The organism is Alkalinema sp. FACHB-956, assembly GCF_014697025.1.
Taxonomy (GTDB): domain Bacteria; phylum Cyanobacteriota; class Cyanobacteriia; order Leptolyngbyales; family Leptolyngbyaceae; genus Alkalinema.
In genome coordinates this window covers 29,454-43,368 of record NZ_JACJRC010000005.1, presented here as the reverse complement: position 1 = coordinate 43,368, position 13,915 = coordinate 29,454, and the positions used below count along the sequence as shown (strand labels likewise).

The 13,915-nt window shown below is 52.0% G+C and carries 14 protein-coding genes, 1 tRNA gene and 1 pseudogene; 10 read left to right on the top strand and 6 right to left on the bottom strand.

What is annotated here, in order from left to right:
• The first annotated feature begins 477 nt into the window (after positions 1 to 477).
• The 4 genes from H6G21_RS08245 (at position 478) to H6G21_RS08230 (ending at position 5,219) form a co-directional block, all read left to right on the top strand.
• Complete coding sequence (locus H6G21_RS08245) at positions 478 to 1,674, top strand: PAS domain-containing sensor histidine kinase (RefSeq protein WP_190572569.1); 1,197 nt, start codon at positions 478 to 480, stop codon at positions 1,672 to 1,674.
• A gap of 91 nt (positions 1,675 to 1,765) precedes the next feature.
• A complete protein-coding gene (gene lgt / locus H6G21_RS08240; RefSeq protein ID WP_190572865.1) occupies positions 1,766 to 2,638 on the top strand; it encodes a prolipoprotein diacylglyceryl transferase in 873 nt (290 codons plus the stop codon).
• 431 nt (positions 2,639 to 3,069) lie between these two features.
• Complete coding sequence (gene cobM / locus H6G21_RS08235; protein ID WP_190572863.1) at positions 3,070 to 3,879, top strand: precorrin-4 C(11)-methyltransferase; 810 nt, start codon at positions 3,070 to 3,072, stop codon at positions 3,877 to 3,879.
• Positions 3,880 to 3,986: 107 nt separating this feature from the next.
• Positions 3,987 to 5,219: a hypothetical protein gene (locus H6G21_RS08230; RefSeq protein ID WP_190572567.1), complete on the top strand. Its 1,233-nt coding sequence runs from the start codon at positions 3,987 to 3,989 to the stop codon at positions 5,217 to 5,219.
• A 138-nt stretch (positions 5,220 to 5,357) separates the two neighbouring features.
• Here the strand turns inward: H6G21_RS08230 and H6G21_RS08225 are convergent, their stop codons facing one another.
• The 3 genes and pseudogenes from H6G21_RS08225 to argC all read right to left on the bottom strand — a co-directional run bounded on the left by H6G21_RS08225 (position 5,358) and on the right by argC (position 6,996).
• Positions 5,358 to 5,618: a hypothetical protein gene (locus tag H6G21_RS08225; RefSeq protein WP_190572565.1), complete on the bottom strand. Its 261-nt coding sequence runs from the start codon at positions 5,616 to 5,618 to the stop codon at positions 5,358 to 5,360.
• Positions 5,619 to 5,773: 155 nt separating this feature from the next.
• Positions 5,774 to 5,923: pseudogene (locus H6G21_RS25990) on the bottom strand (DUF433 domain-containing protein); the annotation flags it as partial.
• 14 nt (positions 5,924 to 5,937) lie between these two features.
• On the bottom strand, positions 5,938 to 6,996 hold the full coding sequence (gene argC, locus H6G21_RS08215; RefSeq protein WP_190572563.1) for an N-acetyl-gamma-glutamyl-phosphate reductase: 1,059 nt from the start codon (positions 6,994 to 6,996) through the stop codon (positions 5,938 to 5,940).
• Between the two features lie 459 nt (positions 6,997 to 7,455).
• Here argC and H6G21_RS08210 point away from each other — a divergent pair, with 459 nt between their 5' ends.
• The 4 genes from H6G21_RS08210 to H6G21_RS08195 all read left to right on the top strand — a co-directional run bounded on the left by H6G21_RS08210 (position 7,456) and on the right by H6G21_RS08195 (position 10,824).
• A complete protein-coding gene (locus H6G21_RS08210) occupies positions 7,456 to 8,007 on the top strand; it encodes a DUF3727 domain-containing protein (RefSeq protein WP_190572561.1) in 552 nt (183 codons plus the stop codon).
• A 41-nt stretch (positions 8,008 to 8,048) separates the two neighbouring features.
• Complete coding sequence (mltG, locus tag H6G21_RS08205) at positions 8,049 to 9,176, top strand: endolytic transglycosylase MltG (RefSeq protein ID WP_190572559.1); 1,128 nt, start codon at positions 8,049 to 8,051, stop codon at positions 9,174 to 9,176.
• Between the two features lie 325 nt (positions 9,177 to 9,501).
• Positions 9,502 to 10,026: a YqeG family HAD IIIA-type phosphatase gene (locus tag H6G21_RS08200; protein WP_190572557.1), complete on the top strand. Its 525-nt coding sequence runs from the start codon at positions 9,502 to 9,504 to the stop codon at positions 10,024 to 10,026.
• A gap of 180 nt (positions 10,027 to 10,206) precedes the next feature.
• Positions 10,207 to 10,824: a TMEM165/GDT1 family protein gene (locus H6G21_RS08195; protein ID WP_190572555.1), complete on the top strand. Its 618-nt coding sequence runs from the start codon at positions 10,207 to 10,209 to the stop codon at positions 10,822 to 10,824.
• A gap of 100 nt (positions 10,825 to 10,924) precedes the next feature.
• Here H6G21_RS08195 and moaC read toward each other — a convergent pair whose 3' ends face one another.
• Positions 10,925 to 11,428, bottom strand: coding sequence for a cyclic pyranopterin monophosphate synthase MoaC (gene moaC, locus H6G21_RS08190; RefSeq protein ID WP_190572553.1), 504 nt, complete (start codon positions 11,426 to 11,428; stop codon positions 10,925 to 10,927).
• A 37-nt stretch (positions 11,429 to 11,465) separates the two neighbouring features.
• Here moaC and H6G21_RS08185 point away from each other — a divergent pair.
• Positions 11,466 to 11,539: transfer RNA gene (locus H6G21_RS08185), tRNA-Arg, on the top strand.
• 152 nt (positions 11,540 to 11,691) lie between these two features.
• Here the strand turns inward: H6G21_RS08185 and H6G21_RS08180 are convergent.
• Entirely contained in the window at positions 11,692 to 12,018 is a 327-nt protein-coding gene (locus H6G21_RS08180) for a YbjQ family protein (protein WP_190572552.1), read from the bottom strand.
• Between the two features lie 67 nt (positions 12,019 to 12,085).
• Here H6G21_RS08180 and H6G21_RS08175 point away from each other — a divergent pair, with 67 nt between their 5' ends.
• Positions 12,086 to 13,192 carry a tetratricopeptide repeat protein gene (locus H6G21_RS08175; RefSeq protein ID WP_190572550.1) on the top strand — a complete coding sequence of 369 codons (1,107 nt, stop codon included), beginning with the start codon at positions 12,086 to 12,088 and terminating at the stop codon, positions 13,190 to 13,192.
• A gap of 195 nt (positions 13,193 to 13,387) precedes the next feature.
• On the opposite strand, the gene H6G21_RS08170 is transcribed toward H6G21_RS08175, so the two are convergent.
• Entirely contained in the window at positions 13,388 to 13,849 is a 462-nt protein-coding gene (locus H6G21_RS08170; protein WP_190572548.1) for a hypothetical protein, read from the bottom strand.
• Positions 13,850 to 13,915 lie beyond the last annotated feature (66 nt).

Sequence of the window (13,915 nt, the reverse complement as noted above, 5' to 3'; positions counted from 1 at the left end):
GATGTATTCCCCATGAACCCTAGGGTTCATGCGTAGAATTTCCCTTGTCTCTGGATAGATCCGCTGGACAATGGGTCTAAGTATTTTCCCTGAAAGGTTTGGGTATCCCACACCGTTGGGGAATTCAAGCTCATCCGTTTTCCGGACTTCATCAGTTTTGTGGACTTTATTTGTGGACTTTAATAGCCTAAGCTGACTGACTCCTGTGACACTAAGGTTCCTGCGATGCATGGTGCTTAGTGCTTGCTAGTATTTCAAGCCTAGTGTTTTCATCTGAGTGCCCTAAGCTGAGTGTCTCAAGCTTACTGAGTGCCTCAAGCTTACTGAGTGCCTCAAGCTGAGTGCCTCAAGCCTGGTTCCCGACGTCCGCAGCCTGATCGGTTCTATATCGGTGAATTCTAAAGACCCCTGATCGTCACTCGACAGAGTTGTAGTCTATTTGCTCCTTGTTGGCGAGCCTAGAAGTTGATAGTCAGCATGTCGAACCTTGGTTTTTTTGAGTCTGGCGATAGCTTTTCTGCATCGCTTAAACTGCCTCCCGGTCTCTTGGTGCAAGCCCTCGAAGCAATGCTAGATGGGGTCATTCTCACCGATCGGGCTGGGAAAATTTTGTATGCGAATCCAGCGACGAGTCAGCTGTTTGGGGCTTCCCTCAAAGAACTGTGTTGTCAAAATTCGATCGATCGATGGGTTGGGCAATCTCTCAGCCACGAAGGCAGATCATCCGGCTTAAGTCCTCAATTGCTGCAACAAGCGACCACCCACGGATGGCGAGGGGAACTGCGCTGCTGCCGCAAAGATGGACATGAGTTTCTAGCAGAAGCGTCTGTAGGGTCAATTCCCGATCAGTTAATTCTAGTATGGACAATCAGGGATATAACTAATTACAAGCGAACTGAATTAGAACTGATTGTTGAAAATCAGGCCCTAGCCCGATCGAGTCAGTTAAAGTCCGAGTTTCTCGCTAACATGTCCCACGAGCTACGGACGCCACTCACCTCGATTTTGGGCTTCTCCTCCATTCTGAAGCAAAAAATCTTTGGAGAATTAACCGCCAAGCAAGAACTCTACATTCAGCAAATCCACCGCAGTGGCCAGCATCTCTTGGCGTTAATTAACGATATTTTGGATCTCTCTAAGATTGAAGCGGGACAACTTTCCTTGGAAATGATGCCCCTGTCTATTAGCCAAATTTGCCAGGAAGCCGTTGCGCTCATCAGTGAGCAGGCCAAGGTGCGTAACCTGAACCTACAAACGGCGATTCCAGACGATCTGCCCCCTTTGATGGCGGATGAAGTCCGGATTCGCCAAATGCTGTTGAACCTTCTTTCCAATGCAATTAAGTTTTCCCATGAAGGCGGCACGATCGGGATTCAGGTCACCCATGATCACCAAGTTCTGGGCTTAACGGTTTGGGATAATGGCATTGGCATTCCCCAAGAAAAACAGCACTTGTTGTTTAATCCGTTCCAACAGGTCGATGATTTTATCGATCGGCGACGGGCGGGTACTGGGCTGGGCTTGGCGTTAACGCGTCGCTTGGCTGAACTGCATTGTGGCAGTGTGGAATTTAAGTCGGAAGTGGGGAAAGGGAGCCAATTCACCATTTTTCTCCCCTTCCAATCGCCGCAACATTCTGAAATGTCCCACTCAAATCCCTATTTTTCGTCTTGATGCGGCTGCCCTGCCTGAATAGTAGACTCTGGCGGGTAGACGTTACAGGATTCTGCGATCGCGCTACATTGGACAGGGTTTTGTTAATGGGATTTCCATGGTCAGTTCCGCTGTTCTTTTGGCTGCTGAGTTTACCTCTCCAGGCCCGATCGCCTTTCACCTAGGGCCAGTGGTGGTGCGTTGGTATGGGCTATTAATTGCGTCGGCGGTGTTGTTGGGAGTGAGTTTGTCCCAAAAGCTCGCCAATCGGCAAAACATTGATCCTGAACTGATGAATGATTTAGCCATCTGGTTAGTGATTGGGGCCTTACCCTGTGCAAGGCTGTATTACGTCCTGTTCCAATGGAAGGACTACGCCGCCAATCCCAGTAAGGCGATCGCCATTTGGGAGGGGGGAATTGCCATTCATGGCGCAATTTTAGGGGGCATGTTAGCGGCTGTGATTTTTGCGAAGGTGCGCAATATTTCCTTTTGGCGGTTGGCGGATATTGTGGCTCCGGCGCTGATTTTAGGTCAAGCGATCGGGCGTTGGGGCAATTTCTTTAACTCCGAAGCCTATGGAGCCCCGACGGATGTTCCGTGGAAGCTTTTGATTCCCCTGAGTCAGCGCCCGCCGGGACTAGAAACGGTGGCTTATTACCATCCCACCTTTCTCTACGAGTCTCTGTGGAATGTGATGGTGTTTGGCATCCTGATGCTTCTCGTCATTCGCGATCGGCAAGGCAAACTGACGCTGAAATCGGGCAGCCTATTTCTCATCTATGCCATTCTCTACAGCCTGGGTCGAGTCTGGATTGAAGGACTACGGATGGATAGTTTGATGTTAGGGCCGCTGAAAATGGCGCAAATGGTCAGTTTGGCAGGCGTGCTGCTAGGGATTGCAGGCTTGGCTTGGCTTTATGGCCTGAAGCGATCGCTGCCCGATGTGGTGGCTCCCGATGCAACTCCTCGGGCTTTGCAGTAATCCAGAACACCTGTCCTTTCAACACCTGGCCCCAAAATGGAAAAACCCCAGAAGCCACAAGAGCTTCCGGGGAGATAAGTCAGGGTGCATCTACCATTCCACTCTTCCAGGGCCATCACTCCCATCCGGACAAAATGGATGGAAGCTCCAAAATGGGAAGTTTCAATTTCAATAATGAGAAGTTCCAATAATGAGAAGTTCCCGAAGCAATGGTTGAGATGCAAACTATTTAACGGCTGCACAACGTTTGACGGCTGCAAAGCGTTTGACGGCTGCAAAACGTTTGACGGCAAAACTGGTACACAACTTGCTGGGTGATCACCTTCCTGAAGCTTGCGATGACCTTTTCCTCTCCCCAATCTGCTTTCTCTCCCCAATCTGCCCCTGAATCTGGCCCCCCTCCAATCCCTCCGGCTAACCCGTTGGCCCCCATGGTCTATATCGTGGGCGCTGGCCCTGGCGATCCAGACCTGATGACCGTTAAAGCCCAGCGCTTGATCCAGCAGGCGGATGTGATCCTCTATGCCGATTCCCTAGTTCCCCAGCAGATTCTGCAACTGGCCCGATCGGAGGCCGAAATTATCCCCACAGCGAACAAGACCCTAGAAGAAATTGTGCCGATTTTGATCGATCGGGTGCGATCGGGACAATCCGTTGTGCGGCTCCACGATGGTGATCCCTGCTTTTATGGCGCAGTGCAAGAGCAAATGTCCGCCCTATTGGAAGCCGAGATTCCCTTTGAAATTGTGCCGGGGGTGAGCGCGTACCAATTGGCAGCAGCCAGACTTCGGGTGGAACTGACGGTGCCGAATGTGGTGCAGACGATTATCCTGAGCCGCATCAGTGGCCGGACTCAAGTGCCGGACGCAGAAGAGTTATCGACCTTGGCGGCCCACCAGGCCAGTCTTTGCCTGTATCTCAGTGCTCGCCATGTGGAAGCAGCCCAGGCCAAATTGCTGCAACACTATCCCCCGGAAATGCCGATCGCGATTTGTTTTCGCCTTGGTTGGCCCGATGAAAAGATTTTGCTCGTTCCCTTGTATCAGATGGCAGAAGTGACCCAACGGGAGCAACTCATTCGCACCACGATGTATCTGATTAGTCCCGCCCTGACCAGTGCCACCATTCCGGCGGAGTATGGCTATAACAATCGACCCTTGGCGGAGGGCAGTCCGCGATCGCGGCTCTATAATGCAGAGCATGGGCATCTCTTCCGCCGCGAGTCACAGTCAAATGCATAAGTCGAATGCGTCGGTTAATGCACCAAGCAAATGCGTAGAGTAATGCATAAGTTGCCTAGGTTCGGGGTACATCTAATCTTGATTTCACCTCACCCCTCCAATTTGCCATGCGTATTCCACTGCTGCTGGGTTTGGTTGTTCCGTTCCTGACCCTGGGGATCAGTTCAGCTGCTGCTGCCCCACTAACAATGGCGAAAGGCGATCGAACAGCGGCGATCGCAGAATTTGTCAAAAAAAATGGGCCGGAGTTAGCCAAGTCCCCCGAACGGCGGGCAGAACTGGATGCGCTCTGTCGGCAACGGGATTGTGATGCGTCCCAACTGTTTTGGTATACCGATTTAGAAGAGGCCAAAGCTGCAGCCCAAGCCAGTGGTAAGCCAATTTTGTCCCTGCGGCTACTGGGGCATTTGGATCAGGATCTCAGTTGCGCCAACAGTCGATTTTTCCGGGTGGCGCTGTATCCCAATGCCCAGATTGCCCCGGTATTGCGCGATCGCTTTGTGCTCCATTGGCAGTCGGTTCGTCCCGCCCCCAAGGTAACCGTCGATTTTGGTGATGGCCGAAAGTTGGAGCGCACCCTGACGGGGAACAGCATTCACTACATCCTGAGTCCCGAGGGCCGCCCGATCGAAGCCCTGCCCGGTCTCTATGGCCCCGGTGCTTTTCTCAAGCAGTTGCAACAGGCGGAAAAAGCCGTGGCCGCCTATGAAGCAACTCCAGTGGATCAGCGAGATACGTTTTTGCAACAGTATCACCGCGATCGCCTTACCGCTTTGCAAAACCAGTGGACTGCGGATCTCAAAGCCCTGGGCCTCAAGCCGCCCCAGTTGGACAGCCTGGAGCCCGATCGCCGAGCAGGACAAAACCCCGACGCGATCGCCGCAGGCCGCATTGCTATGACCAAAATGGTGGTGGAAAGTCCGTTGGTGCTGTCTGTTCTCTCCGCCGCAGGCCGCAACCGCACTGCTCTCGCCGAAGTGACCGATCAAGCTGCTTGGGAAAAACTGGCTCAGCGATCGGCCCCGGATGCGGTGCTGGATACGAATAGCCGCAAACTCATGCAACGTAAGAAGGGCGTCAAAACTGCTGCGGAATTGCAACCTGCCCTGCGATCCTTTGAAAAATCGATCGCCCTCGATACTGTCCGCAACGAGTATTTACTCCACAGCCAGCTTCACGCTTGGTTCCTGAGCAACACCTTTGGTACTACTCAATCGGTGGATTCGCTCAACGCACGGGTGTACCGGGAATTGTTCCTCACCCCCGATGCCGATCCCTGGTTGGGTTTAGTTTCTCCGGAATCCTTCTCCGCGATCGATCGAGATGGCCTCCTGCCTTAACAAAAAACGTATAGCAAGAGGATATTTCGAACAGGTGGGGCGTCGTCAAAGATTTTTCCCTGGCTTTATTTTCCCCTGGCTTCATTTTCCCTGGCTTCTAAGCGAACCAGGTTTAGAAACCAGGGGAAGACGAATCGCTCAACTAATCGGAGGAATTGATTCCAGGAACTTCATCAATGGGCTTAAAGCTTTGTTGCCTCCGATCGCTGCCAGGATTCCGCAGGAAATAACCAAAGCGGCTAAGGCAACTCCGTGCAGTAACTGCCATTCGATCGCGGATAGCGAAATGTAGGAGAGCGGGATCAGCATCAGCACCAGCCCAAATGCGATGCCGAGTAGAAATTGCTTCATCACATCGGATAAGCTGCGGTGCTTAGAACTGCCATCTTCAGGTGTCATAGCAAGAGTCTCCTCTTAGAATAGTGAACCTTGAAACATTTGACGCTTCTTTAACTACATCGTTCCATTCCACAATTCCACCGATCGAGCAAAGGCTAAAAGGCCCGCTTAGGATCGACACCAAGTGCAGGGTAAGCGGTTGATTCCTCCCCTCGCTAGGCGGCATAGGCAAGTGCTTCGTATATGTCAGCTAGCTCTAGATCAGGATAGGCCGCCAAGATTTCCTCAGGCGATCTCCCGAAGGCCGTCAGGCCAACGATCGTGTCTACGGTGACACGTAATCCGCGAATACAAGGTTTCCCCCCATCCCTTTAGGATTTTACGGATAGAAGGCCAGCTTGGGTAAGCCTAGGGTTTCTTCCCAACCCATCATGATGTTAACGCATTGGATCGCTTGGCCTGCTTGACCTTTCAGCAAGTTATCAATCACCGACATGACAATCACTCGATCGGTTCTCGGATCCACTTCAATGCTGATGTAGCAGAGGTTTGTTCCACAGGCCCACTTGGTTTGGGGGTAGGTTCCCGCCGGTAGCAGCTTGACCCAAGGGCGATTGCGGTAGAACGCGCCGTAAATGGTCAATAAATCTTCCCGCACCAGTCCCGGATCCCGCAGAGTCGCGTAAACCGTGGCCAGAATGCCCCGCACCATCGGGACCAAATGCGGCGTAAACTGCACCAGCACTTCCCGGCCTGCTAAATCGCTACAAACTTGCTCAATTTCCGGAGTGTGACGGTGGCGGGCTACGCCGTAGGGCGCGATCGCGTTATCAGCTTCGGCCAGCAACATATTGACCTTGGCATGGCGACCCCCACCGGAAGTGCCGGATTTAGCATCGATAATGGCGGTTTCCGGTACCACTAATCCTTGCTTCAACAACGGAGCTAGGGCCAACAAACTCGCGGTGGGATAGCAGCCGGGGCAACCAATTAAATTAGATTCCGCAATCTGATCCCGATACAGTTCCGGGAGTCCATAGACCGCTTGTTCATTGATCTCGCCATCAGTCCGCTCCATCCCATACCAAGTTTTATACGTAGCGAGATCGGTAAAGCGATAGTCAGCGGACAAGTCCAACACCTTACAACCCCGCGCCAGCAGTTCTGGAGCCATCTTGTAGGCCAGTCCGTTGGGCAAGGCTAAAAAGACAATGCGACAGCGATCGGCAATGACATCGACATCGTAGGCTTCAATCTTCTGGTGAACAATATTGGACAGGTAGGGATACAGTTCCGAAAATTCCTGTCCGACGGTGCTATTTCCCGCCACATAGGTTAATTCCAGATGGGGGTGATCTTGAAGCAACCGCACCAACTGCACACCGCCATAGCCAGATGCACCCACGATGCCGACTGGTACGCGTTCCAACTCGCCCATGATTGATTACCTACAAACTTAAAAGCGCAACAACTGCCAGATGACCGAATGATGGATGCATTGTAATGCCCACGGGTCACTTTTGGGAGGGGCTAGTCCGAGGAAGTGGGAACCTCCAGGGCAAACCTGGAGAAGGCGATTATCCACAGAAAGGTCATTCCCGTCGAACGGCCTCTTGGTAAGACAGGCTGTACAACTCAGCCTGGAAAGTCAGTTCTCGATCGCCGTAACGATGGTGATTCCTCCAGCAGGGGGCTTGGGGAATGGCTGGTTTGATGCATTATCGGATCCTGATTGGAATCCTAAAAACTCTCCGAGGAACCCCGTACAGAGGGTGCATTCTAGGCGATACTTGTCTGAGGGTAAGGCATTGCCACTGCACATTATGCTGGCATAGCTAGATTGCTACTCGGTAGCATCGCGAAAAGTGCCCCGTCAAGCTGGGATAAGGAAAATCCGATGAATGAAGAAATTTTTGATGCGCCTACTGTCACCCTAACCGATGAATCTGGGTTGACGCTAGACTGCTACATTGAACATTCGCTCAGTGTTGAGGGTCAAGAATACGTCCTATTGTTGCCTGTAGACTCCACGATCGAAATTGTGACGTGGGAAAGCGATGGTAGTGACGAAGAAGAAGCCGTCTTAGTGGAAGACGAAGCGGAGATTCAGCGTATTTTCCCAACTGCCAAGGCTGTGCTGGGTGAGCAAAATTTGATTCTGAAACGCACAGCGGTAGTTTTGACGGTTGAGGGCGATCTACCGGACTTAGAAGACGAAAACTATGAGGATGGTGAGTTTGATGAGGATGAGCAGGAGGAACTGCAACTCCTAGCGAGTTTTTATCACCAAGATCAAGAGTATTCGGCCTATGCTCATTTGGATCCCTACTTCATTCTGGCGCGGATGGATGAACAAGGTCGTCCTAATTTGCTGTCTCCAGACGAATTAGAGAAAATTGAGCCTCTTTTACCGATGATTGAGGATCAGCTTTTTGATGCGCTAGAGTAACGAGTCAGTTGTTCACTCAGCAAGCCTGACTCCACAAACGCATGAAAATCGTCCGTAATGCCCCATGGATTGGATTGAGCCTACTGATACTGCTTGGGTTGGGAGGTGTGCGATCGTATGCTTGGTGGCAAGCATCGATCGCGCCTGTGACCGCGAAAACAACGACCAGTCAGGGCACCCTGTTTGAAGTGCCTCCAGGTAGTTCCGCCCAAGAAATTGGTCAGAGCCTCCAAGCTGCGGGCTTAATTCAATCTCAGCAAGCGTGGCAAATCTGGACGCGATTCCAACAACTCAAAGGTCGATCGGGGGGATTTCAGGCCGGAACCTACGAAATTTCGCCCACGGAATCCATGGATGCGATCGCCCTAAAGATTTGGACTGGGGACATAGTTCGCAATCAGTTCACAATCCCAGAGGGCTGGTCACTCCGCCAAATGGCTGAATATTTTGAGCAGCGAGGATTTTTTAAAGCGGAAGCCTTTCTGCAGGCAGCCCAGAAAATTTCCCCTCAGCAATATCCCTGGTTACCGCCTAATCTTCCTTTTTTAGAAGGATTTCTCTTTCCCGATACCTACGAAATTTCAGGAACAACCTTAACCCCTGAGCAAGCGCTTCGTCAGATGCTCGATCGCTTTGAGCAAACGGCTCTTCCCCTCTATCAATCCCACACTCAATCCCAACAGTCCACCAATCCATTGCAATTGTCGCTGCTGCAATGGGTCACCCTCGCCAGTATTGTTGAAAAAGAAGCTGTTGTTCCCAGTGAGCGCCGCCTCATTGCTGGGGTATTCACGAATCGCTTAAAGCAAGGAATGACCTTGGGTTCGGATCCTACGGTGGAATATGGCTTAGGAATTCGTCAAACTAAGGAACAACCTCTGACGCTGGCGCAGGTGCGCACACCCTCTCCGTACAACACGTACATCACGCCAGGGCTGCCACCGACCCCGATCGCGAGTCCAGGTCTGGCAAGCTTAAAGGCAACGTTGGAACCAGAGCAGACGAGCTATCTCTATTTCGTTGCACGTTATGATGGGACGCATGTGTTTAGCCGCACCTTAGCAGAGCATGAGTCTGCCCAGACTCAGATCCGCGATCGGGTGGAAGCAGAAACCACACCCGCGCCAACGTCATCGCCTCAGTCTACTCCTGAGCGCAAAAAGCCGTAATTTCCAGTCTCAGTCAGGTGTTGCAGGAATCTTTATCTCTGGTGAAGGGTGTTCCTGGTGAAGGAGGTGTCTGGTTTCTGGGTTTAATCGATCGAGTTGCCCCCTAGAAGAAGCCAGCCAACCAGAAAGCCGGGAGTCAACCAGGGGGAGCCCACATCGCTGGCAGTCTCTTGCCCACAGCATTCTCGAAATTTGTCCTTTCTTGCATCGATGCTACCCGTACAATGTCTGTAACTCCGAGGTCTTTAACTTAGAACCTCTCGTTATCGTTTTAAACTCAGTCTTCAAGTTTCTAGTTTGTAACTCCTAGCCCAAATTTTTGCCTATGTCTTGGGGAAAACTTCTGCAACCTGACCTATTGTTATCGGATACGATTTTGAGCCTGAGTCCTGACCTGCTGCAAGCCCGCGGATTGCGAGGGCTTGTCTTGGATGTTGATGAAACCCTCGTTCCGATTACGATGGCGCAGGTGTCATCGGAGTTGTTGCCTTGGGTGGAAGCGGTGAAAACTGTCGCGCCGCAAATTTGGCTAGTAAGCAACAACATCAGTGAAACTCGGATTAAGCGAATTGCCGAAACGCTCAAGGTTCCCTATATTTCCGGGGCGGCCAAGCCTTCGCGGCGTAAATTGCGTCGCGCAGTGGAAGCGATCGGTCTGCCCCCAGAGCAGGTCGGCATGGTGGGCGATCGATTATTTACCGATGTCCTAGCAGGGAACCGCTTGGGAATGCATACGATTTTGGTTCAACCAATGGTGGATCCTCAGGAAGATCGGCGGTACTTGATTCACTCGATCGAGTTTTTCCTCTCCAGAGCACTGGGAGCGACACTCGTTTCCCATAAGCCTTAGATTGGCCCAAAACGAGTCCTACAAAACGACTTCCACAAATTCCAACAGCGATTGAGAGCATCACACCCAGCGGCTGAAACCGTAGACAGGGGAACAGATGCTCTCATAGTTTTTTCATCTTCACAGTTTGTGTGAGCCGCTCGGGTACGCTGGACGCTGTACCCAAACTTCCGTCCGGTAATGCTGACTGGTTTTACGGCATCTCTCTTACTGATTACCATTTCTGAGCTGGGAGATAAAACCTTTTTTATCTCCCTTTGTCTTGCGATGCGTTACCCACGTCGTTGGGTCTTTGTGGGTTCGATCGTTGCCTTAGCCGCAATGACGATTTTGTCTGTAGCACTCGGTCAGCTTGTGGCACTGCTGCCTAAACAAGTAACCCACTATGCGGCGATCGGGCTGTTCATCCTCTTTGGGGTGAAGTTGCTGTACGATGCCAGCCAAATGACCTCCCTGGCCCCTAGCGCAGAGGCGGAAAAGGAAGCGGTTGAAGCCATCGCAGAAGCGGAAACAAAGCTCAAAAAAGCTGCGCCCTTTGCCATCATGGCAGAAGCCTGTATGCTGGTATTTCTCGCGGAGTGGGGCGATCGTACGCAATTTGCCACCATTGCCCTGGCTGCCGCCAATAACCCCATCGCAGTCACGATCGGCGCAATTCTGGGACACGCGATTTGTGCATTGATTGCCGTCATCGGTGGTCGGTTAATTGCAGGGCGGTTATCGGAACGGGTGGTGACTGCTTTAGGGGGCGTCCTTTTTCTGATTTTTGCGATCGTGGCGTGGTTTGAACCGGTGTAGCGTCCAGAATTCCGCCCCAGCATCTAGTCTGCTTGGCCCAAACCTAATCCACTCCCCGATTTCCACTAGCCAGCGCGACGGACTCGCTTGCTGGTGGGAGTTATCGTTGATAATCGCCGGATTTGCCACCCGTTTTTTGGACGAGTTGAATGCCCTCGATCTGAATCGATTTTTCCACTGCTTTGGCCATGTCATAGAGGGTCAAGGCTGCGATCGAAACTGCAGTCAGGGCTTCCATTTCCACCCCCGTTTCCGCTTTGGTTTTCACGGTGGCTTCGATGCGCACACCGGGTAACGTTTCCACGGGAAGGATCTGCACCTCCACCTTTTGCAACGGCAGGGGATGGCATAGGGGAATCAAATTTGCGGTTTGCTTCGCAGCCATAATGCCCGCAAGGCGAGCCGTTCCCAAAACATCCCCCTTCGGCAAATTGCCAGCCAAAATGGCATCGAGGGTCGATCGCTGCATCCGGACAAATCCCTCTGCGATCGCCTGCCGCACGGTTATTGGTTTTGCGGACACATCCACCATTTGCGCCTGACCGCGATCGTCTAAATGACTGAGGGATGAGGCATTGAGAGAGTCTTCAGAAATGTTTTGCATTTTTCGAGAAGGGTGTGTTAATATAAATCTTGTGCGAGGGCTTGTAGCTCAGTGGACTAGAGCACGTGGCTACGGACCACGGTGTCGGGGGTTCGAATCCCTCCTAGCCCGTACGAAAAAGAGGTTATCCTAGGATAACCTCTTTTTTATTAATTATTTTTCACGCTTTGAGGTATCCAGAAGCTTCTGGGGCAAGGAGCCTAAGTTTTCCTGGAATATGAGAGCCAGGGGCTTGAGAATGCCAGGAATTTCGCGGGATCGGGTTAGCGAGTGCGGACCGCGGTTCCCACTGCCGTAATCAACAGCATGACGCCAGACTGGTCGAGATTGATGGTTCCGGTGTCAATTTCAATTCCAATCACTGCATTGGCTCCCAGGGCCTTCGCGCGGGCCTCCAATTCTGCAAAGGCTGCCTGCTGGCCCTGTTGGAAAACCCGTTCATAGCTGGCGGTACGGCCCCCAATAATGTCCCGGATTCCGGCAAAAAAATCGCGTAAAGCATTACTGCCATAGACCACTTCAGCCGTGACTAATCCAAGATAGGAGTCAATTTCTACTCCTTGAAGAATATCGGTTGTTGATAAAATCATGGGCTATCCTCGCAAAATGAACCCAGAGATGGTAGCATTTCTGCCCGTTCCTCACACAACTCTCACTATGACCCACTCTTTTGGTAAGTCAATCCTGGGGGCGATCGTCACCACCCTTATTGCCTTAACGGGGGTGCCATCGATGGCACAATCCGTTGAACTGTACGCCCAAAGTAAGCCTACGGCGGAACAGCAAGAACTTGAAACGGTGCTCAAGGATGCTGGAGATCAAGTTGAGGCGAAAAACTTCGCTAGAGCTTTGTCCTTGTTTGAGCGTGCGGCCCAGCTAGACCCCAAAAATGCTCGAATCTTCTCTAGCATTGGCTATCTTCAAGCGACCCAAGGGCGGTACGAGGAAGCGGTGCAAGCCTATCAACAGGCGATCGCGATCGATCCTAAGAATGCTGACTTTGTCTATGCACTGGGCTTTAATCTGGCGAGTTTAGGTCGGGAAAATGAGGCGATCACTGCCTATCGGACGGCGGTCAACTTGAATAATCGCCACCTCAATGCCTATTTGGGATTGGGCGTTTTGCTAACCCGCCAAAACCAGTACGAAGCAGGACTCCAAGCTTACCAACAAGCCCTGAAAATCGACGGCCAAAATACCGATGCCCGGACAGGGATTGGATTCATCCTACTGGAGCAGGAACGCCCCGAAGATGCGATCAATGTTCTCCAACGGGCCGCTAAGTTTGACAGCCAGTCCAGCCGCATTCCCCTCGGGCTGGGAATTGCCCACCTGATGCGCAACGATCGCACCTCGGCTCTCCAAGCCTTTGAACGGGCCGCTCAACTGGATCCTCGCAATGCTAAACTACAAGCGCAAATTGGGCGCGTCCTGTTAGCGGCGGGCGAAACAGAGTCGGCGATCGCGGCTTACCAGCGAGCCATTTTGTTGAACAGTCGCTTGCCCGAAGCCCATCGGGGCATTGCAGACAGTTACTTTCAGCAGGGGGACTATGCCAGTGCGATCGCGTCCTATCAAGAGGCAACCCAGCTTGATCCGGAGGACGCCAATGCCTTCTATGGTTTAGGTCAGGCACTGCAAGCCCGCAATCAGCGGGAAGCTGCGCTGCAAGCTTTCCAACGGGCCTATCAGCTCTACCAGCAGCAAGGACAAGAGGACAATGTGCAACGGGTGCAAGCTGCCATTAAAGCTTTGGAACTGTAAAGCTTTGGAACTGTAAAGCTTTGGAACCGTGAGGATCGGTCTTGCTGCTTCTCTTTCGCAAGTTTCCTCCCGCAGAGCATCCATTCACAAAGCACTCGTCACAAAGCTAGCCATACACAATAACGATCGCAGAATTTTTAACTCTGCGATCGTTGTTCAAACGCGATCGGTCTGCAACCATGGAGGTTGCGATCGTTAAAACTTGGCTTCCACGGGTTGCCGGATAGGTGGTGCAGCAACGGGTTCGGGCGCTGCCACGGGCGGCGGAGCCAGCATGGGGTCAGGGGCCGGAGCCGGAGCACTATTCTCAAAAATCAGCTCATTGCCTGCCATCCGTCCAGTTTGGCTGGGCAAAAACTGCACTGAAGTATTAAATGGATTGGCCAAATCCGCCGTTCGGAGATAAGGATCCTGATCGTTTTGCAGTTCTTGCAGGTAGCGATAGAGGCGATAGACACTTTTAGCGTCTTTGATAATCGCATTCTCAGGAAATTCGGGGCCAAAAAGGGTGTGAAAACTTTGTGTAGCCGGAAAGTCACGGCTATTCACATAGGATTTGCCATGATCAAAAAACTCCCGATCCATGGCATCAGGAATAGTTTCATCGGGCCGATAAATTGTTGTAGCAGTGGGTTCTTGCGCTTGTACGGCAACCATAGGGAATAACCCAACGGTGGCCATTAGCAGCAAGCTACCCCAATGTGTTAGCTTTGCGCCCATAAA

What these genes read in the sequence shown, in the direction of transcription:
- H6G21_RS08245 (WP_190572569.1), top strand. Translation starts at nt 478, where the DNA reads ATGTCGAACCTTGGTTTTTTTGAGTCTGGCGATAGCTTTTCTGCATCG.
- cobM (WP_190572863.1), top strand. Translation starts at nt 3,070, where the DNA reads ATGGTCTATATCGTGGGCGCTGGCCCTGGCGATCCAGACCTGATGACC.
- H6G21_RS08230 (WP_190572567.1), top strand. Translation starts at nt 3,987, where the DNA reads ATGCGTATTCCACTGCTGCTGGGTTTGGTTGTTCCGTTCCTGACCCTG.
- H6G21_RS08225 (WP_190572565.1), bottom strand. Translation starts at nt 5,618, where the DNA reads ATGACACCTGAAGATGGCAGTTCTAAGCACCGCAGCTTATCCGATGTG.
- argC (WP_190572563.1), bottom strand. Translation starts at nt 6,996, where the DNA reads ATGGGCGAGTTGGAACGCGTACCAGTCGGCATCGTGGGTGCATCTGGC.
- H6G21_RS08210 (WP_190572561.1), top strand. Translation starts at nt 7,456, where the DNA reads ATGAATGAAGAAATTTTTGATGCGCCTACTGTCACCCTAACCGATGAA.
- mltG (WP_190572559.1), top strand. Translation starts at nt 8,049, where the DNA reads ATGAAAATCGTCCGTAATGCCCCATGGATTGGATTGAGCCTACTGATA.
- H6G21_RS08200 (WP_190572557.1), top strand. Translation starts at nt 9,502, where the DNA reads ATGTCTTGGGGAAAACTTCTGCAACCTGACCTATTGTTATCGGATACG.
- H6G21_RS08195 (WP_190572555.1), top strand. Translation starts at nt 10,207, where the DNA reads ATGCTGACTGGTTTTACGGCATCTCTCTTACTGATTACCATTTCTGAG.
- moaC (WP_190572553.1), bottom strand. Translation starts at nt 11,428, where the DNA reads ATGCAAAACATTTCTGAAGACTCTCTCAATGCCTCATCCCTCAGTCAT.
- H6G21_RS08180 (WP_190572552.1), bottom strand. Translation starts at nt 12,018, where the DNA reads ATGATTTTATCAACAACCGATATTCTTCAAGGAGTAGAAATTGACTCC.
- H6G21_RS08175 (WP_190572550.1), top strand. Translation starts at nt 12,086, where the DNA reads ATGACCCACTCTTTTGGTAAGTCAATCCTGGGGGCGATCGTCACCACC.
- H6G21_RS08170 (WP_190572548.1), bottom strand. Translation starts at nt 13,849, where the DNA reads ATGGTTGCCGTACAAGCGCAAGAACCCACTGCTACAACAATTTATCGG.